The organism is Chitinophaga filiformis (genome assembly GCF_021646545.1).
Classification (GTDB): Bacteria; Bacteroidota; Bacteroidia; order Chitinophagales; family Chitinophagaceae; genus Chitinophaga; species Chitinophaga filiformis_A.
This window is the reverse complement of the sequence record NZ_JAKIRP010000001.1, coordinates 1,467,027-1,487,347: the sequence shown is the minus strand read 5'-3', so window position 1 is coordinate 1,487,347 and position 20,321 is coordinate 1,467,027. Positions and strand designations below refer to the sequence as shown.

Genomic DNA, 20,321 nt, shown 5'->3' with positions numbered 1-20,321 from the left:
CATTCAGGCGAAATTTAACTGTAATTTTAATTCTTACTTGATATCACTTTCGTAAATGATATTAAATTTGTGCGCTTCATGTACGAATTAACGTCCATGTAGCATCGAACTAACTTTATACGCAGTAAGTGAAAAAACTGGATAAGCTCATCATTAAAACATTCATGGGGCCTTTCGTGGCTACCTTCTTTGTTACACTGTTTGTACTGGTGATGCAATTCCTGTGGAAGTATATCGATGACCTGGTAGGTAAGGGTCTCGATACACCGGTGATTATAGAACTGATCACCTATACGAGCGCCAACCTGGTATCGCTGGCCCTTCCGCTGGCTGTGCTGCTGTCATCCATCATGACCTTCGGTAACCTGGGAGAAAGCTTCGAACTGGTAGCATTGAAATCCTCCGGCATCTCCCTCACCCGCTTTATGCGTCCGCTGCTCATCGTTTGTGCCACCATCGCAGTCCTGGCGTTCCTCTTCAACAACTACGCCATGCCAGTGGCTAACCTCCGGGCAAAGTCATTGCTGTACGATATTACCAACTCAAAACCAGCCTTTAATATCAAAGCCGGTGTATTTTATACCGACATTCCTGACTACACTATCAAAGTGGCGCAGAAAGAGAGCGACAATAAAACCATCCACCAGGTAATGATCATCGACCACACTCCCGGAGGAGGTGATAAGGTCATACTGGCTGAAAAAGGTACTATGCTGCTTTCTGCTGACAAACGTTTCCTGTACTTTGTACTGGAAAAGGGATGGCGTTATGAAGAACGCAATAACCGCAGTTCCACCACTCCGGGAGAATTGATCCGTCTCGGTTTCAGAGAATACAAAAAAGCATTCGACCTCAGCTCCTTCGCTTTCAGCAGGCTGGACATGGGCCTTTTTGCCTCCAACCAGCAAATGCTGAATGTCAGACAGCTGGATAAGGCCATAGATTCCCTGTACAAAGAAGAAAAACTGTTTTCACGCACGGTCAATGCCTACATCACGACCCGTTATCCTTTCTATAAATGGGAAGATACCGGCTGGCTGGCCAAAGCGCCTGCTTTAGCCGCTAATACCACATCCTTTAAGGATGTTATTCCAGAGAAATCGCTCCGTTATGTAATGGAAAGAGCAGAACAGAATATCCGTGACGGACAGAATAACCTGGAAGGACCCGCCCGGGAATTTGGCGATAAGCACAGTACCCTGCTGCTTCACAAAGTGGAATGGCAGCGCAAATTCACACTGGCATTCTCCTGTATCGTGATGTTTCTGATAGGCGCCCCGCTGGGTTCCATCATCAGAAAAGGTGGTCTGGGCACGCCTTTAATATTTGCTGTTGTGTTTTTTGTAATTTTTAACATATTTTTCATGGTCGGAGAGAAGATGGCCAGAAAAGATGTGATGACCACCTGGAGTGGTATGTGGCTCTCCAACATAGTCCTTATGCCTATTGCTATGTTCCTGATATACAAAGCATTGAATGATTCTCAATTATTCAACAAAGAGTTCTATTTCAGGATATTCAGTAATATAAAAAAGCTCTTTCAAAGATTTAATACAAAGCCTACAACTTGACAGCCATAAGCCACTAGCTATCCGCTTCAAGATTTTCAGCGTGCATTTTCCGGGCAGACCTTGCTTGCCGGGCGGGACTTCTCTGTGCCTGCATTAAAAGGAAAATGCCTGGACGTCCTGTGCTCAGCTCTTTCTTATGGGCGGTCGCAACCTAAACTATGAAAACACTAATTACACTGTTAGGGAAGAATGCCAGCTTCTTCTTGCCATTCCTTTTATGGATCGTTGCCGGAGCCTTACTACAGGCCTATTTTACACACGAAGAACTATTCCTGGCCATCAACCATGCACATGCCTCATGGGCTGATGTGGCTATGACGGGTATTACCTACATAGGAGATGGTATTGCCTTTGCTGTTATGTTGGCCTTTATCCTGGCCTTCAGAAAATTCAAACTGTTCCTGAGCGCCGGCACAATTCTGTTGCTGGTTACACTCATCGTACAGGTGGCCAAGCATTATTACAACAAGCCAAGACCATCCCTCTATTTTGCTGATACGGCGGCACTGGTACACACCGTAAAATGGGTATCTGTACACGGCAGCTGCAGTTTCCCGTCAGGGCATACAACGACTGCTTTTGCCATGTTCACTTTTTTAACGCTGATCTGCAGGAATAAATTAGCAGGATTTGCGTTCTTAACACTGGCATTATTAGCCGCTTACTCAAGAATTTACCTGGCACAACACTTTTTCGTGGATGTGTACACAGGAAGCATTATCGGTACCACAAGCAGCCTGGTTGTTTATACACTGTTCCACCAGAGAAGGCTGAAGTCATCTGCTGAAGTGGCTGCAGAACCAGTCATTGGTCTGACCTGATTTAGTTATTTTTGTTGACTTGGAATGATTTATGAAACACCTGTTGATTGCTATAGCAGCTGCCATTCTTTTTATACCCTTCCTCGGGGCCGTGCATCTGTTTGACTGGGATGAGATTAATTTTGCCGAAGCGGCAAGAGAGATGATCGTGAGCCATAACTATTCACAGGTGCAGATCGATTTCCAGCCTTTCTGGGAAAAACCGCCTTTATTCATCTGGCTGCAGGCTATCAGTATGCACATCTTTGGTGTGAATGAGTTTGCAGCACGTTTCCCGAACGGCGTTCTTGGTATTGCTACCCTGGTAACGCTTTATGCTATGGGCAAAAAGCTGGCTGATGAAAAGCTTGGTTTATGGTGGGCACTGGCCTATGCCGGCTCCTGGTTGCCTCACTTCTATTTCAAATCAGGCATCATAGATCCTACTTTCAACTTTTTCATATTTCTGGCCATTTATTGCGCCTTCCGTATAGCCTACGCCGCTAAGCCATCGCGAATGGCTATCCTTAGTGGCGTCTTCCTTGGTCTGGCAGTAATGACCAAAGGGCCGGTAGCTATCCTGGTCAGTATACTAACGCTGTTATTCTATTGGATATACAAAAAAGGAAAGATCGGTATCAGCCTGGCCAGAGTCGGACTGATCGCTCTCTCAGCGTTCATCACCACCGCCCTGTGGTTCGGGTATGAGCTCATCGCACATGGCTGGTGGTTCATCAACGAATTCGTTACCTACCAGATAAGATTGCTTACTACTCCCGATGCCGGTCACGGCGGATCTTTCTTTTACCATTGGATAGTATTGCTGATTGGATGCTTCCCCGCCAGCCTTTTCCTGTTCACATACATCAGGGGGCGAAAAAACAAATCTATCTATGCCGGTTCAGCACCAACGGAAATAAAGGACTTTAAAACATGGATGTGGGTATTGTTCTGGGTAGTGCTGCTCCTCTTCTCCATCGTAGAGACCAAGATCGTCCACTATTCATCACTCTGCTACTTCCCCCTCAGTTTCCTGGCTGCCTGGCAGCTATACCGGATCGCTGAAAATAAACTACAGCTGCACGCCTGGAATATCGTACTAATGTTGCTAACCGGCCTTGTGATCGGTATCGCCATTGCGCTTCTGCCTGTGGTAGGTCTTTATAAGGATGTACTGATCCCACATATCGGCGACAGGTTCGCACGAGCGAATCTCCAGGCTCAGGTCCCCTGGTCCGCCTGGGAAATTGCCTACGGCGCAGGCTATATGCTGCTAATCGTTATCAGTTGCGTGCTTCTATTCCAGAAAAAGGTAAAGGCTGGGCTATTATGTATGTTCCTGAGCACCATAGCAGCTATACAGATCACCATCGTGCATTTTACCCCGAAGATAGAAAGGTACTCTCAGGGAGCAGCCATTGACTTTTTTAAGACTTTTGAAGGGAAAGACAGCTATGTTCAGGTGCTGAAGTATCACAGTTATGCACATCTGTTCTACACAAAAAAACTACCGCCGGCCAACAAGAACTATTATAATACAGACTGGTTACTTAGCGGCCCTGTAGACAAACCTACTTTTTTTGTCTGCCGTATCACCGACAGCGAGCCATGGAGAAAAGACCCGAACCTGGAGATAATCGGTGAAAAGAACGGTTTCGTGTTCTTTAAAAGAAAATAACATGCATATATAAAAGAAAGGGCGTCCATTATAGCGGACGCCCTTTCTTTTATATACAATGTATACCGGCTATTTTACAGCGGCCGCATATAATTTATCCACTTCATTCCAGTTCACAACATTCCAGAATGCAGTAATATAGTCAGCACGAACGTTGTGATATTTCAGGTAGTAAGCATGTTCCCATACATCTAGTGCCAGAATAGGCGTACCACGCTCTTTTACGATGTTTTCCATCAGAGGATTGTCCTGGTTAGGTGTGGACACAACGGACAACTTCTTGCCCGGAGTAACGATCAGCCATGCCCAGCCAGAGCCGAATACCCCTTTTGCAGCGGCATTGAAACTTTCCTGAAACTTCTCAAAAGAAGTAAAAGAACTGTTGATAGCGGTTTTCACTTTATCCGAAGGAGTTGTTTTCTGTGGCGACAACAGCTTCCAGAATAGTGAGTGGTTATAATGGCCACCACCGTTATTGCGTACAGCTTTATCCTCAGCTTTTACTTTTGCGAGGATCTCTTCAAGTGAAAGATTTTCGTAAGATGATCCCTTTACAGCATCATTCAGATTCTTAACATAGGCGCCATGGTGTTTGTCATGGTGGATCTCCATCGTTGCCTTATCGATATGCGGCTCTAAAGCGTCGAAGCCGTAAGGTAAAGGTGGTAATTCAAAAGGAGCTTTTGCGTTGCCCTCTAAAACGGACACTCCTCTACGGGCTGCAGGAGCAGCCACTATACCGGAGGGATTGCCCAAAGCCGCTACACCAGCCAACCCGGCCAGCTTAATAAATTCTCTCTTGTTCATATACTAAGGCATTAAAATAATGATGAATAAAGAACTTCAATGGTAATTGCCAGAGCAGCAAATTCTACACCAATATTATAGAAATTTATTTCATGAGTTGTGCCGGCCATCAAACAATTGTCATTAAAACACAGATTCTCACTAAAATAACAGCTTCATTTCGCAATCTTTTCAAATTAATTGTTATTTTACCATACGCTTTCATGTGAAACTTTAACTTTTTCTTTACTTGTGTACTTAAAAACAACATTTATCCCGAACTACATAGTGAGTATATGATATATGTAGTGAACTAACGAGCTTGCCTTTGTCATCAGGCCCTTACCATGCCAGAATACACGTAAACATACTAACTAACTAATTGACCATACATATACCATTTCGAATTGCCATCATTGTTCAAAAAATTATATGCCAGGCAAAATGACAGAACTAGAGCATTATATCAATAAGCAACGGACCGAGCCGGATAATTATACACCAGTATTTTATCGATTGCAGCACAAAGAACAATATGCCGATTTACTGGCTTTATTAGCGGCGAATCCACATATACGCGTATATGATCAGATACATTCGCAGCTCAGGGAGCTGATGAAGATCCGTAATCCTACCAAACGACTTACGGAAGAAGAATCTGAACAAAAGATCAGCGAATATGTTGGTACTACACCGCTTCATGCCTTTGGCGTATGGGTTTATTACCCCTGGTCTCACAGGGTGGTACATATCGTGGACGAAAAGGATTTCATAGAACTGCGTACCAGCCGGAATAAACAAAAGATCACCGATGAGGAGATCGCCATACTGAGCGGTAAGAAAATAGGCGTTATAGGGCTTTCCGTAGGCCAATCCATCGCGCTTACCCTGGCGATGGAAAGAGTATGCGGAGAACTCAGGCTGACCGACTTTGACAAGGTTGAGCTGACCAATATGAACAGGATCCGTACCGGTATTCATAGTATACAGGTCCACAAAGTGGTGATAGCAGCCCGTGAGATAGCAGAGCTGGACCCCTTTATCAAGGTTGTAATTTATACCGACGGCGCCACCGAGGAAAATCTGGATGACTTTTTTACCAAAGACGGTAACATCGATATCCTGGTGGAAGAATGTGACGGCATTGATATAAAAATATTGAGCAGGATGAAGGCCAAGTCCCTGGGCATACCTGTTGTAATGGATACTAATGACAGGGGCATGGTGGATGTAGAACGTTTCGACCTGGAACCCGATAGACCCTTATTGCACGGTTTTATACCCGATATAGATCTTAAGAGCCTTCGCGGGCTTACAGATGCAGAGAAACTGCCCATATTTCGCCCTATGGTTGCACTGGATGACATGTCCGAAAGAATGAAATACTCTTTAGGCCAGATAGGGAAAACGATTACTACCTGGCCTCAGCTGGCATCCTCCGTTGTACTGGGCGGAGCTGTAGTAACGGATACCTGCAGGAGAATACTGCTCGGTCAGTTCAAAAGCTCTGGCAGGTATTATGTGGATTTTGAACAAATAATTGTTTAATAATCCGGGGTGAGCGGGAAAGATGTCATTTGCAATCAACATCGCAACGGCCGGTCCGCTCATATTCCGGCCTGATCTTTTTTAAGGAGTACCCAGATGCAATATCATGATTACTGTAAGGGCTTTTAAAGCGCCAGATGATCCGGAGGCCTGTCTTCGTTTTTATAATGGCCATCTCCGGTTATTGGAAATATACTTTGGCATTGCTAAAATCACATCCGGCAGTGCGGACTGGATGCACCATGAAAATAGCATCGTGATTATTGTAGAGGATGAAACTCGCACCAAAACATACGGCGGCGCCCGCGTACAGCTGGCAGACGGTATATTGCCATTACCAATAGAAACTGCTATCGGCAAATACGATCCGAAAATATACGACGTTGTCAAAACCGGCAGTGCAGAGATCTGTGCCATGTGGAATTCAAAAGAAGTAGCCGGCATGGGTATAGGCAGTCAGGTACTGGCCCGCGCAGGCGTTGTACTGGCTGCCCAGATGCCTATTGACAATTTCCACGTTTTATGCGCCCCGATCACCACCCGTATAGGCAAGAGGGTCGGCTTCTCTATCGATGAATCATTGGGCGATAAAGGCACGTTCTTTTATCCCAAAGATGACTTCATCGCCACGGCAATGGTTATTAACGACGTTAATAAACTGGAAAATGCAGATCCAAAAGAACGGGAGCTGATCTACGACCTGCGCGAAAATCTGATCCAAACCAAAACAGAAGTTGGACCTAAAGGTTCTTATGAAGTGAGCTATAACCTCGAAATTGCTAATTTGCAGTATTCCAATGTGAAGAGTGAACGGTGAATTTTCTATAAATTTAACGCATGTTCCGATTTATCGTTCTATTGCTCCTTACTATCTTTGGTTTCCAGCAACTGGAGGCAGCCCCTCCTGTCGTGTTTCGAAACAATATGCCCCTGACGCGGATCGGCAAAAACCTCGAAATATACACCGACAAGACTAATAAGCTGGATATCAATGCGATCACCAAAGCACCTTTTACATCTCCGGATGAAAATGTCCCCAATCTCCAGATCACGCCCTACACGCATTGGGTAAGATTTACAATTACCAATGAATCTGACCTGCAGGAACTGCTGCTGGAAGTGGAATACCCTACTATTGACGATATTACCCTGTTTGAGATACAGCCCGACGGCAGCTATAAAACGACCCATCTGGGGGAATTTACCAGCTACTCCAACCGGCCTGTCGATCATCAGAACTATATATTTCCCCTCGCCCTGCGGCCTCATACCTCCAGGCAATACTACCTGAGAGTTGTGGCAGGAGAACAATTGCAGCTACCTATTTCCATAGGTACCCGGGACCAGATCATGGAGAAAAATGACTACCGGGAACTCATATTCGGTCTGTACATCGGGGTTATACTGGCCATGTCCTGTTATAACCTGTTCCTCTACATATCCACGAGAGACACCAGCTACCTGACCTACGTATCCTATAACGTATTCGTAGGCCTCACCCAGGCTACCCTGCAAGGGTATACTTTCCGGTTCCTTTATCCGGGCAGCCCCTGGATGGCCCAGCATGCCACGGTACTGATACCCATACTGAACGGATTGACAGCACTCTGGTTCATCCAGCAGTTCCTGTTGACCAAACAATACTATAAGCCCGGACACAGGCTCATTAATATACTTATCTACCTCTATATCGGCTGTTTTATTCCCTCTCTGCTGGATATGTATATTGTTGCACAGCTCTGGGTACAGGCGGTAGTAGGTATCGCTGCCCTCAGCGTACTATATATATCAGCACGCATGACCCTTATGGGATACAGCTCTGCTAAGTTCTTCCTTATCGCCTGGTCCATATTCCTGCTCAGTGTACTTGTATTTGTGCTCCGGAATATGAATGTGCTGCCGTACAATGAATTTACCTATTATGCCCTGCAGATAGGCTCAGCCATGGAAGCCCTCCTGCTGTCCTTCGCACTGGCCTATAAGATCAACCTCTTCAAGGCGGAAGCACTGCGCGCATCCCAGGAAAACGAACGCCTGGTAAGGGAACAAAATATCATACTGGAAGACAAGGTGCACAAACGTACCGAAGAACTGCAAACCAGTAACGAAGAACTCAATGTGGCCCTCAAGAACCTGAAAGATGCACAGACGCAACTGGTGGAAAGAGAAAAAATGGCTTCCCTCGGTCAGCTGACCGCCGGTATTGCCCATGAAATAAATAATCCGATCAATTTTGTCACGTCTAACATAAAACCACTGAAGCTGGATATCCAGGATATCAAAACGCTGCTGGAAAAATATGACGCGCTGCCACAGGCGAAAGACATTCATGGCGCACTCCAGGATATTGCAGCCTTTAAAGAGGAAATAGATATCGACTACATTCATGATGAAATATCTTCCCTCATCAAAGGAATTGAAGATGGTGCTACCAGGACCTCGGAAATTGTCAAGGGATTGCGTACCTTCAGCAGACTGGACGAAAGCGATCTTAAATCCGTAGATCTGCACGAAGGACTGGACAGTACACTGGTACTGCTGAAAAACAGTATACCACCTAATGTCAAAGTAGTAAAGGAATATGGCTCTTTACCCAAAATAGAGTGCTATGCAGGTAAAATGAACCAGGTGTTCATGAACATACTGACCAATGCCTTTAATGCCATAAAAACAAACAACAAAGACCGCGAAGAGATGGTAACCATTACGACCAAAGAGGATAACGGTCTTGCCCTCATCAGTATAAAAGACACAGGCCCCGGCATGACAGAAAAAGTGAAAGAAAAGATCTTCGACCCTTTCTTTACTACCAAAGATGTGGGCGAAGGCACCGGCCTTGGACTTTCAATTGTGTTCAGTATTATCGAAAAGCACAGCGGGCGCATAGAGGTAATCACTGCCCCTGACAAAGGTGCAGAATTTATTATATATTTACCCATGAGCGTTACTGCCCATGCGTCTTAGTATACCCACGCAGGAAAATCCATTTGATCAACCTTACAGTTGAACCTGCGGACAAAACGAAAATGGATGAAAGACAACCGTATCAGGATTTTGTACATTGACGATGAAGTTCATAACCTCAATGCTTTTAAAGCCGGGTTCCGCAGAAGTTATGAAATTTATACCGCCAATTCTGCCCAGGAAGGCAAACAGCTATTGAAAAGCATTGATGTCCATATCATCATTGCCGACCAGAAAATGCCCGTATCTACAGGGGTTGAATTCTTTAATGAAATAAAGGATACCCTCCCCGACCCCATGCGTATCCTCCTCACTGGTTACACGGATGTAGAAGATATAATCGACGCTATCAACAAAGGACATATCTTCTCCTACATCAAAAAACCATGGGATGAGCATGAACTGCACCGTACCATCAACAATGCATTCGAAATATATTCTACCCGCAAACAGCTGAAAGAAAAGATCCTGGAACTGGAAAAGATCAATGATGAGCTGAACCGCTTTATCTATTCCACTTCTCATGACCTCCGTTCTCCGCTGATGTCGGTACTCGGTATTATCAATCTGAGCCGTCTCGACAACTCAGTGACCGACCCCAACGGTTATCTCAATATGATCGAAGCGTGTATCCTCAAATTGGACGGATTCATACAGAAGATCATAGAATACTACCGCAATTCCAGGCTGGATGTGGAATATGAAAAAATCAACTTTGAACATCTCATCCAGGAGTGTATTGCGTCATTCCGCCATCAGAACACGGCCATCGAGTTCCAGGTGAATGTTGATCAGCCGGTAGATTTCAAAGGAGATACTTTCCGTATCAGTGTTATTTTGAATAACCTGATATCTAATGCGGTGAAATACCAGAAACCGGACGAGAGCAATCCGAAAGTGACACTCTCAGTGAAGGTAGAGCCGCATAAAGCCACCCTGTCCATCGAAGATAACGGGATAGGTATACTTAGTGAGCACCTTAACAACATCTTCAAGATGTTCTTCCGTTCAAAAAATAATAATAAACCAGGAAGTGGTATTGGTTTGTATATTGTAAAAGAAGCGCTGAATAAAATTGGCGGTACTATCAACGTTGAATCAAAATATGGAGAAGGTACACAATTTGAAATAAGCATTCCCAACAGAAATGATTTCGATTCCTGATTTACGTGTGATACTGATAGATGACAATGAAGTAGATCTGCTGCTGCATGAGCGACTTATTACGCTGCAACAGATCAGCAGAACTGTGCTTGCCTTTAACAACGCAAACAAAGCGCTTGAGTTCCTGTCTTCCAATATCACCCTGCCTAAAATACCGCCAACCGTATTGCTGCTCGACATACAAATGCCGGAGATGGATGGTTTTGAATTCCTGGAGGCATTTTACAGCTATCCTGCCAGGATTAAGTCACAATGCCATATTATCATGGTGTCGTCCTCTCTCGACTATGGTGACCTCAGCCGTACCTATGCCAACCCGATGGTGCTGAAACTATTAAAGAAGCCTTTGCTGGCTACAGAACTGAAAAACGCCATCACCGAAATTTTTAAGGATATGTAATACTTGTTTGAAAATAAAAAGCCCCTGCAGTGGCTTTTTATTTTCAAACAAGTATTACTACCAGGGCAGCGGCTTCCCGTCACGGAAAAATCCTCCCGTAGGGCCATTTGCCGGTAATGTAGCTGCCCATACAATGCTCTTTGCACTCTCTTCTACCGGTCTTGCACCTTGCTCTTTCAATCCTTCATAAGTGGCCGTAAAACCCGGGCATACCGCGTTCACTAATATCTTTTTGTCTTTCAGTTCTTTCGCAACTTTTACCGTCAACGCATTGAACGTAAGCTTCGCCAGTGCATATGTTGACAGTACACCAGGGAAATGATTTAATCCAAAATCAGGATCGTCATAAGAGCCCATACCACTGGTGACATTTACGATACGTGGTTGAGCACTCTTCCTGAGCAACGGCAGGAATGCCTGTGTTGTCTGCCAGGGACCAAACACATTACTGTCAAAACATGATTTTACCACGCCCAGGTCTGCCGTCGCGATAGTAGATGTAAGATCTGTCATGGCGCCTGCATTGTTGATCAGTACATCCAAATGGCCGAATTGCGCTGTTACCTGTTGCACACACTTCGCGATGCTGTCTGCATTGTTAATGTCCAATTCCATAGGTACAATATCTAACTGATCCCCTTGCATGATTGCCGCTAGCTGCGTTGCTTTCTGGTAATCCCTCGCAGTAATGATCACCTTATACCCCTGCTCTGCCAATTGTCTGGCAGTTTCATATCCCAGACCTTCTTTTCTGCTTACACCTGTAATTAAGACAATGTTCCTCGTTTCCATAATTAGATTTATTGAGGCGCAAACATAGAACAGCGCGATGGTTTGGGTAAGTACGCGGGAAATTGTTAATTACTTACTAAACAGTAAGAATTGAAAGCATCGGATACTTTATAGTTATCTTTGAAGAGCAGGATTAAAATTGTTAATTACTGACAAATAAGTTAGAAATGAAAAAGGAGTCTTCGACCAATACACTCAATGCGCAAGAGCTGTATGAAACATGTGGAATGGCTATCGCATTGCGGATACTCGGAGGTAGATGGAAACCAGGCATTATCTGGCACCTTGGTCACAGCAGAATGCGGTACAGTCAGCTAAAAGCCCTCATTCCGAATATTTCCGAGCGCATGCTGGTACAACAATTAAAAGAACTGGAGAAATATGGTTTCGTTGAACGCTTTGCTTTTCCGGAAGTGCCCCCGCGTGTAGAATACGCCCTGACTGACGAGGGGAAAACATTGATCCCTATCGTTCAATCACTGAACGAATGGGGGAACGGTCAACGTGAAAAAATAAAATTACCGGTATAATGATATACCGGTAACAAGTCTTTCATCTGTATTTCTTATATCCAATCACACATAAGTTGCCACCTTCTCATCGAACTCTACAGGCTTATCAAAAGTTTCCTTCTCCTCATATCTGAAGCTAACCGTGATAGTGACACCGCCACGGCTCTGAATCTGTAAGCTTCCATCTAATTGTTCCGCCAGTGTATGCATCAGCATCATACCCATTGAACCTCTCTGAGTAGGTATTTCACCTTCAGAAAAACCCTTTCCGTTATCGGCGATAACAAGCTTCAGATAGCCGGTATCTGCAGGTTGCAGGGAAACAATGATCGTTCCCTTGCCGGTAAACGCATACTTGATAGCGTTGGTGATGGCTTCATTCAGGATCAGTCCTACAGGAACAGACTGGGATACGTCAAGTCGCACCGGAGCTATCTGCAAATCGAAATTTATCCTGTTGACATCTGAGAATCCATCTTTCAGAAAGATCACCAACTCATTGATATAAGTGCGCATATCTATCCGCGCCATATTGTCTGACTGGTAAAGTTTCTGATGGATAAGGGAGATCGCCTGCATGCGGTAACGGCTTTCCCTGATTGCATTCAACGCGTCTTTATCATCAAGAAATGCGGCCTGTGTATTCAACAGGCTCATAACAATCTGAAGGTTGTTTTTAACGCGGTGATGAATCTCTTTCACCAGCCATTCCTTCTCACCGAGCAATTTATTCTGTGAGGAGATGAGCTCCTCCAGCGACTGATTTTTACGGTTAATCTCATCCTGCTGTTGTTTCAACTGCCGGTTGCTGCGCAATTTCAACTGATAACGGTTGTAGCCTAACAATAGCAGTGCCGTCAGCATACCAGCACCGCCAATGATCACATTCCTGGTAAATCGGGCTGCCTGTGCTTCCTGCGTGAGCAATTCAATGTTCCGCTCTTTCAGCGTCAGCGCCTGGTCTTTCTGCTCTGTTTCGAATTGCACCTGTAAATAGCCGATCTTCTGCATTTTGGCTATGTTAAATAAGGAATCGTTCGCCAGTTTAAACATCCGAAAATGCTCAAACGCTTCTTTATAGTTAGCCATGGCAGAATCTGCGCGATAAAGAAAAGAGCAGGATCTTGCCCGAAAAGCCAGGTTCCCGTTCTTGCTGGCTACCGTCAGCATTGTCTGGGCATACTGGTGTGCCGTATTGTACTGGCGAATGCCCAGGTAATAGTTGACCAGCGCAGTATAGACATATTCCAGATAAGCATCGTCGGGATACATTGTGCGCCGCATATCTTCCAGCTGCTGCGCATAGGGAGCTCCACGCCTGAAGTCACCCAACAAGCAGTACGCATTTAAAATACTTTCAAACATCAGTATCTTGTTCTCCGGGCTTTTTGGCGGATAATAACGCTCTTCCTGTTTCAGCACTTTCAATGCTTCTTCGGGCTTATTCATTTTTTGATAAGCCTGGCCAACATTACGGGCCAGTATCTGCATAGCTGGAGTGTCTTTTAATCTCAACGCGATTGCCTGGGCCTTTTGAAAGCTTTGCATTGCCTTAGGAATATCTTCCACCCTGATATAGATCATCCCTAATCTGTTATAAATAGTACAAAGCTGCGTTGTGCTATCTCCGACTGCCTGCGCTGTTTTTAATGATAGTAAAGCATATTTCAGCGCATTGTCGGAATCGCCAAGCTGGTTACACATCGCACCTAACAGGTTATATATCCCTTGTAGTTCCTGAACATGTAACTCCTGAAAGAGGGCTAGTGATTGCAACAGTACTTTTTTCGCCTCATTATAGTCAGGAAGAAAGGAATAGTAATCACCAAGCCTGTAAAGCGTGTTCGCCTGTTTTAATTTCAGCCCTAACTCTCCATAAAGGGCCGCAGCTTCACGGTAATACTTAAGCCGCGTGTTCAGACTTTCAATATCTACCGGCGGGTAGTAATCACACAGCTCCATATATGTATCAGCAAGCGCTTCCTTTTCCTTATACTCCTTAAAAACGGTCTCCGCTTTCAATGCATAATTCTTGCCTCTCACAACATCGTTCTGTTCGCGTAAGATCTTTGAAAAGAGTAAATAACTTTGACCTTCCCACATATGACTGCCTATACTTACGGCTGATTTAAGCGCTTTTGCTGCGCATAGTGAAGCAGTATCTATATCGCCCGGCTCAATGCCTGGCCTGTTGATATATGAAATACCTGCATTGAACAACATCCGCAGATCAGCTGTATCCGGACGTTCCTTCTTCAGCAGCTGCTGCAGTGTTAAAGGCGGCACATTATCCTGCGCCAGACAGGGGATCAAACAACTCATCATACAATAGAAGAGCATGAATAATCGGTTCATAACTTAATTTATTTTTACATCTCTATTAGGTCAGTTGGTAGCGTGCCGCAGCCTTAATCGCCTTTCATACAGTTAAAAAGATGGCATTTGCCAGGGCGGTCTGCGAGCTTAACTTCATGCTAAGCTTCTCGTCTCCTACAGCTGTGGTTCGGTTCAATGAAAATGTTAATCTGCTCTGTTACGTCATATCAGGATTGTCCCCAAGGTTGCCTGAAAAATATTGCTATAAACTGGACATCAATATTTCCCATCGACATGTGTATCAGATCTCCTGTAACCCGTTTTTGTATTGGCATATATCAACGTGGCCGGATTAGTGAGCTATGTATGTAGTTGTTATACATATAGTTTGTGATTCCTGACATCCCGGGTGCCATACTATGGTTGATGATCAAAAATTCCTGCAAAGTCTCTCCCGATTTTTGGAGAGTCTCAAGATATAATTACCCAGATCGCACTGAAACTCAATTATTAGGGCTGAAGATACAACTCTCTTCGAAATTTTTTATCCCTTCCTCATCACACAGCTTATCGTGTTTGTAAAAATAGTCATCTATTCTTCTCAATTAATGAAACCCAACAAGGTGTATCCATATGATGCAACTGTTCAGCTGCCCCTGGATGACACTTGCCTTATATGCAAATAAAAAGCCCTGCAAATTTCTTGCAAGGCTTTCGTTTAGCATATCGCAGTCTCTTATTGCACTAAGGTTACTACGCCTTTCCGCTCTACTTCACCACAAAGTGTTTTAGCTTTTACATAGTACACGTATGAGCCTACAGGCTGTAATACACCTTTAAAAGTGCCATCCCAGCAGGCACCTGCGTCTTGTGAACTGAACACCAATGTTCCCCAGCGATCATATATGCTGAACGCCAGAGACCTTACGCCTCCCCAGTATTTCAAACCAAAACAATCATTCTTTCCGTCGCCATTGGGTGTAAACGCTGATGGCATCGGATAGACACTTAGCCCGGCGCTTAAATCAACCGACACAGTGATCGAATCACGGTTAACACATTTATTATCATCCGTGATAGTCACATAATAGGTTGTTGTTGTTGTTGGAGCTACTACCGGATTGGCAATCTGCATATCACTGATCCCCGCGACAGTGTCCCAGACATAACTTGTTCCTCCGGTAGCAAGAAGCATGGACGAACCATGGGAACAATCAATATCATTCGTGCTTGTAACGGCCGTAGCAGGCAGTGCATGCACGTTTACCGGTATCACGAAATTCTCATTTGCACCGCAGGTGTTATTAACAATGTTAACCGAATAAATGGTGGTCTGATCAGGCGATATGGTAATAGCATTACCTGATTCCCGTAACACTATGCCATTTTCCAGCCATTCATATGTATCTCCTCCTGTTGCCTGTAAAGTGAGTGAAGTTCCCTCACAAACAGCGGTATCTCCAGGTGTTACTGACATTGGGGTTCCCAAAACACTGATCAGTACCGAAGACTGGCTAATACAACCGGTACCATTATCCGCAGTAACAGTATAACGGGTGGTAGTGGTAGGTGTTGCTACGGGAGATAATATATCAGCGTTATTCAGTCCTGTTACCGGCGTCCAGCTGAAAGTCGTACCATTATCAGAAAGCGTAGTCAACTGCACCGGATTGCCAATACAAACTGTTGTATCAACGCGGGTAACAACATCTGCCATGTCATTTACAACCACCCGCACACTCGCTTTTCCTCCGCATCCACCTGCGTCTTCCACTGTGACTTCGTAATCGGTAGTGGTGGTGGGTGAAGCGATAGGACCAGCTATAGTTGCATCGGATAATCCGGCACTTGGGCTCCAGCTGTAGGTACCACTCCCCCCTGCCAGCAACTGCACAGAACTACCTGCACAAATGGAACTTGCTGTGGGATTAGTAGTGATAGTACATGGAGAATTTACCCGCGTCATATAATCTTCCACCTCCCCATCCTCTGCGGCAATGGATACATCCTGTGTAGCAGCACGGTTTGAAGATAAACGAAACCTGAAAGCAAACAGCCCTCCAGTACCAGTTGTAAACTTAGCTGGTAATCCTGTCCAGTTTAATGTGGCCACTGTTGCATTAGGCGGTACGACAACCGTCACTGCTTCATTCACATCAAACACCCCATTTCTGTTATAGTCAAAACTACCCGTCAGCCAGGCATCAGCGCCTGTTATATTAGCCAGCGGCAGCTGTAGGCTGTAGATGCCATTGCCGGTGTAATCCGGGAACGTTGTAACAGCATCTTCATCAACACCGTTAAGATTATCGTCTGTATTATCAGCCCCATCTGCATCTCCTGCTCTACTTCCTAGTCTCAGACTTTCATCCTGGGTAAGGGCAGGAAAAGGAGGATTGAAATTACAGCCATTACTACGTACAAATTTTAACAGGTGCCTTGCATATCCGTAACCCGCAGGCAGATCACCTCTGTCCAATGGTGCATAAACACCAAATGCCACGCCCATTCCACCCGGCACCGTCCTTTCCATTTTAACATCTACTGTCAACGTACCATTAGCGGGAGCTATGGTGGCCATTAAAGGGTTCTGTCCAACAGGTGAGCCATCCGGAGAGGCGTGTGTATCTGTAATAACGATCTGCTGCGTACCACACCCTGTCACAGGATTACCGGTCTGTGATGAATTTCTGAAGAAATCCAGGAAACTCCAGTTTCCGCCACTGGTAGTAAAGGTGGTATATTCTACCGGACTCAGACTGCCCTCTGCATCTGCGGCCAGAAAGGTGAAGGGTACCGGCTGACCTTCGCGTGTAGCGGTAATAGTCATGGTAAAGTAAGAGTCCTCTCCCTGGGTTAAATTATATAAAGCTGGCATCGTCGCCGGGTCAGAGAAATCGTATAGATAATGCAGTACCGCTCCCGACCAGGTATCCATCACCCTGGGAGCAAGCGACGGCCCGCTTACCTGCGAAAAAGTAATTTTTACCTGCAAGCCATCATCGGTAGTGAAGTCACGGGATGCACCATTAACCAGACTGAATCCATTCCAGTTAAACCACCATACGTAACTTTTAAGATCACCACTACCCAGATTCGCATACTGAGCGGAGGTATTTGTAATTGCACTTATAGCGAGAATCAGGAGAAGTATAATTTTTCTTAACATTTGAAACAAATTGATAGGGATATATCGGGCCGTCTCGATTAACAGCAAAACAATACAGGAGAAGTTTGTCCAAAATCAAAAAAGTATACCATCATTAACAGACACAAATGCCCCGGGGATTAAACATCATTCTCAAATAGACTCAGGGACCGCACTGACACTTGGGAAGCAAGCCAGTACCTCGTCAGATAGGTATAAGGAAATTAAAAAGCTGTACAAACAAAAAAGCCTTCAAAATCCTTACTACTAAGAAATTTTAAGGCTTTTACCTCGTGGAGAATACCGGAGTCGAACCGGTGACCTCTTGCATGCCATGCAAGCGCTCTAGCCAACTGAGCTAATTCCCCGCATAATTGGAGTGCAAATGTATACTTTTTCCCGAAAACGTCAAATTTTACCCCAAAATTCCATTTCCCCCCCAAAATACCTTCTGCCCTATTAGGGGATATGCTATTCCCGCCCATTTTTGTTTCTTTACACCATCGGAAACCAGCATAATCTATGTACACAACTAAATTTATCAGCTCAGACGACGAATTAAGGCAGGTAGCAGAACTATCCAGGCTGAATTCAACGGAGAGCCTTACAGAGGACGTGAAAGCCGAACAAGGCTATGTTTCCTGGAAATACTCTTTCGAAGACCTCAAAGCGTTACATGACATCGCACCATCCGCTATAGTAAAAGACGGTGACAAAGTAATCGGCTACCTGCTGGTACTGGTGAAAGAATCGGCTACTGTATATGCGCCGCTCAAAGATGCCCTGAAACTGTTCGACGACCAGTTTTACAAGGGGAAAGCACTTCTTGACTACAACGTCTATTTTCTGGGACAGACCTGCATTGACAGCAACTACCGTGGCAAGGGCCTCCTGCGGCAATTGTATCAGTTTCATAAAGATAACTTCGAGTCGGTGTATGACTTTGCCCTTAGCTCCATAGCCCGGGACAATCCCAAGTCGCTGATCATACATACTAAACTAGGCTTCCGCACGCTTTTCCCTTTTAACGATGGAGAAAAGGATTGGGATATTGTAATGTGGGATTTTAACCTGGGATAACGATCTTTACACCCAATCTATACCCTGCCGTATGAAAGAAACAGCTAAGGAAAGAAACAAACTGGGCCTCTGGACAAGTACTTCACTCATTGTTGGTAATATGATTGGAGCGGGTATATTCCTCGCGCCTGCTGCACTTGCCTCATTTGGCAGTGTCAGTCTGCTGGGATGGGTGATCTCAGCCATCGGTTGTTTCTTCCTGGTAAAAGTGTTCGGAAATCTCAGTAAACTGGTACCGAATGTAACAGGCGGTCCATACGCCTACACCCGCCGCGGCTTTGGCGACTATATGGGCTTTTCTATTGCCTGGGGGTATTTTCTGGCAGTATCCTGCGCCAATGCTGCTATTACCATAGGCTTTGTCAGTGCACTAAGTACCTTCATCCCGGTATTGTCCACCAATACTTTAGGTGCGGTATGCACCGGCCTCGGTACCATCTGGCTGCTGACCTGGGTCAATAACAGGGGCATCAGAACTTCCGGTTCCGTACAGATGGCCACTACCATACTCAAGCTGATACCGTTATTGCTGGTGGCTTTCGGAGGCCTGTTCTTTATTAAAGCAGCCAACTTCCCGGCGTTCAATAGTAGCGGCACCTCCCTGTTCACAGCACTTTCAAATACCGTTACCTTCACCATGTTTGCCTACGTCGGTATTGAATCGGCTACCATTCCCGCCGAGAAAGTGCAAAATCCTCAGCAGACCATACCACGGGCTACCTTGCTGGGACTATTGATCGTTACAGTAGTCTATGTGTTAGGAACTGTCAGTGTAATGGGCATCATTCCATCCGCACAACTGACAAAAACGGTTACGCCTTTCGCGGATGCAGCTGTTATTATGTGGGGGAATAATGCCCGCTACTGGGTAAGTGCAGGTGTGGCCATAGCAGCATTTGGAGCACTGAACGGCTGGATGCTGATACAGGGACAATTACCTTACGCCATTGCGAAGGACAACCTGTTTCCGCAGATATTCAGCAAAGAGAATAAAAGAGGCGTGCCCTATGTAGGCACCCTGTTCAGCAGTGTATTGATTTCCCTGCTCATGGCTATGAACTATACTAAGGGACTGGTAGAACAGTTCAAGTTCCTGGTTTTGCTGTCCACCTTGTCTGTGCTGATACCCTATCTGTTTTCAACAGCTGCTTATTTTATGCTGAAGATCAAGAGTGGCCCCCTTAAAACAGCTGAGTGGCTGCAATGCATAGTGCTATTCGCCATTTCGTTTAGCTATGTACTCTGGGCAATTGCAAGCGCGGGACAACAGACTATATATTACGGCTTCCTGCTGCAAATGATCGGTATACCTTTGTACTTATGGATGGCGGCCAAAAAAGAAAGGACTACTGAGTAATTGGATAAATACTCATAAAAATACACCACTCAGCGACGTACTTCCTCTTCCCGCCGATTTACCGTTAACGCCCCTCCGGAATCAGGTAACTTGCCTCCAAAATCTCTTTCGTAGGCGCAATTCTGAAGACATTCTGTCGATTTAAAATCTAAATAATTTGTTAACGCACCAACGTCCGTTTTGTGCGTTTTTTTTGAGTATTTCG

At 45.1% G+C, this 20,321-nt stretch carries 15 protein-coding genes and 1 tRNA gene; 11 read left to right on the top strand and 5 right to left on the bottom strand.

All coding sequences use genetic code 11. The features are described from left to right. The first annotated feature begins 128 nt into the window (after positions 1 to 128). The 3 genes from L3C95_RS06195 to L3C95_RS06185 all read left to right on the top strand — a co-directional run bounded on the left by L3C95_RS06195 (position 129) and on the right by L3C95_RS06185 (position 4,049). Entirely contained in the window at positions 129 to 1,571 is a 1,443-nt protein-coding gene (locus L3C95_RS06195) for an LptF/LptG family permease (protein WP_236385921.1), read from the top strand. Positions 1,572 to 1,729: 158 nt separating this feature from the next. Further along, positions 1,730 to 2,392: a phosphatase PAP2 family protein gene (locus tag L3C95_RS06190; protein WP_236385920.1), complete on the top strand. Its 663-nt coding sequence runs from the start codon at positions 1,730 to 1,732 to the stop codon at positions 2,390 to 2,392. Positions 2,393 to 2,423: 31 nt separating this feature from the next. Then, entirely contained in the window at positions 2,424 to 4,049 is a 1,626-nt protein-coding gene (locus L3C95_RS06185) for an ArnT family glycosyltransferase (RefSeq protein WP_236385919.1), read from the top strand. Between the two features lie 69 nt (positions 4,050 to 4,118). Here L3C95_RS06185 and L3C95_RS06180 read toward each other — a convergent pair whose 3' ends face one another. Then, the gene (locus tag L3C95_RS06180; RefSeq protein ID WP_236385918.1) at positions 4,119 to 4,856 is read right to left on the bottom strand and encodes a superoxide dismutase; all 738 of its coding nucleotides are present in this window, start codon (positions 4,854 to 4,856) and stop codon (positions 4,119 to 4,121) included. A 423-nt stretch (positions 4,857 to 5,279) separates the two neighbouring features. Between L3C95_RS06180 and L3C95_RS06175 the strand changes: the two genes are divergently transcribed. The 5 genes from L3C95_RS06175 to L3C95_RS06155 all read left to right on the top strand — a co-directional run bounded on the left by L3C95_RS06175 (position 5,280) and on the right by L3C95_RS06155 (position 10,911). Next, positions 5,280 to 6,383 carry a ThiF family adenylyltransferase gene (locus tag L3C95_RS06175; protein WP_236385917.1) on the top strand — a complete coding sequence of 368 codons (1,104 nt, stop codon included), beginning with the start codon at positions 5,280 to 5,282 and terminating at the stop codon, positions 6,381 to 6,383. A 106-nt stretch (positions 6,384 to 6,489) separates the two neighbouring features. Continuing rightward, a complete protein-coding gene (locus L3C95_RS06170) occupies positions 6,490 to 7,200 on the top strand; it encodes a hypothetical protein (protein WP_236385916.1) in 711 nt (236 codons plus the stop codon). Positions 7,201 to 7,220: 20 nt separating this feature from the next. Beyond that, on the top strand, positions 7,221 to 9,347 hold the full coding sequence (locus L3C95_RS06165; protein ID WP_236385914.1) for a 7TM diverse intracellular signaling domain-containing protein: 2,127 nt from the start codon (positions 7,221 to 7,223) through the stop codon (positions 9,345 to 9,347). Positions 9,348 to 9,413: 66 nt separating this feature from the next. After that, positions 9,414 to 10,511 carry a hybrid sensor histidine kinase/response regulator gene (locus L3C95_RS06160; protein WP_236385913.1) on the top strand — a complete coding sequence of 366 codons (1,098 nt, stop codon included), beginning with the start codon at positions 9,414 to 9,416 and terminating at the stop codon, positions 10,509 to 10,511. Then, positions 10,495 to 10,911 carry a two-component system response regulator gene (locus L3C95_RS06155; RefSeq protein ID WP_236385912.1) on the top strand — a complete coding sequence of 139 codons (417 nt, stop codon included), beginning with the start codon at positions 10,495 to 10,497 and terminating at the stop codon, positions 10,909 to 10,911. Before L3C95_RS06160 ends, L3C95_RS06155 begins: the two co-directional genes overlap by 17 nt. 57 nt (positions 10,912 to 10,968) lie before the next feature. On the opposite strand, the gene L3C95_RS06150 is transcribed toward L3C95_RS06155, so the two are convergent. Continuing rightward, a complete protein-coding gene (locus L3C95_RS06150; protein ID WP_236385911.1) occupies positions 10,969 to 11,703 on the bottom strand; it encodes an SDR family NAD(P)-dependent oxidoreductase in 735 nt (244 codons plus the stop codon). Positions 11,704 to 11,870: 167 nt separating this feature from the next. On the opposite strand from L3C95_RS06150, the gene L3C95_RS06145 reads away from it, so the two are divergent. Then, a complete protein-coding gene (locus L3C95_RS06145; RefSeq protein ID WP_236385910.1) occupies positions 11,871 to 12,233 on the top strand; it encodes a winged helix-turn-helix transcriptional regulator in 363 nt (120 codons plus the stop codon). Between the two features lie 45 nt (positions 12,234 to 12,278). Here the strand turns inward: L3C95_RS06145 and L3C95_RS06140 are convergent, their stop codons facing one another. The 3 genes from L3C95_RS06140 to L3C95_RS06130 form a co-directional block, all read right to left on the bottom strand. Further along, positions 12,279 to 14,570 carry a histidine kinase dimerization/phosphoacceptor domain -containing protein gene (locus tag L3C95_RS06140; RefSeq protein WP_236385909.1) on the bottom strand — a complete coding sequence of 764 codons (2,292 nt, stop codon included), beginning with the start codon at positions 14,568 to 14,570 and terminating at the stop codon, positions 12,279 to 12,281. Between the two features lie 697 nt (positions 14,571 to 15,267). Further along, positions 15,268 to 17,700, bottom strand: coding sequence for a CshA/CshB family fibrillar adhesin-related protein (locus L3C95_RS06135; protein WP_236385908.1), 2,433 nt, complete (start codon positions 17,698 to 17,700; stop codon positions 15,268 to 15,270). Positions 17,701 to 17,973: 273 nt separating this feature from the next. After that, positions 17,974 to 18,047: transfer RNA gene (locus tag L3C95_RS06130), tRNA-Ala, on the bottom strand. A 154-nt stretch (positions 18,048 to 18,201) separates the two neighbouring features. On the opposite strand from L3C95_RS06130, the gene L3C95_RS06125 reads away from it, so the two are divergent. Both L3C95_RS06125 and L3C95_RS06120 read left to right on the top strand, forming a co-directional pair. Further along, a complete protein-coding gene (locus tag L3C95_RS06125) occupies positions 18,202 to 18,759 on the top strand; it encodes a GNAT family N-acetyltransferase (protein ID WP_236385907.1) in 558 nt (185 codons plus the stop codon). A gap of 31 nt (positions 18,760 to 18,790) precedes the next feature. Then, complete coding sequence (locus tag L3C95_RS06120) at positions 18,791 to 20,116, top strand: amino acid permease (RefSeq protein WP_236385906.1); 1,326 nt, start codon at positions 18,791 to 18,793, stop codon at positions 20,114 to 20,116. Positions 20,117 to 20,321: the final 205 nt, after the last annotated feature.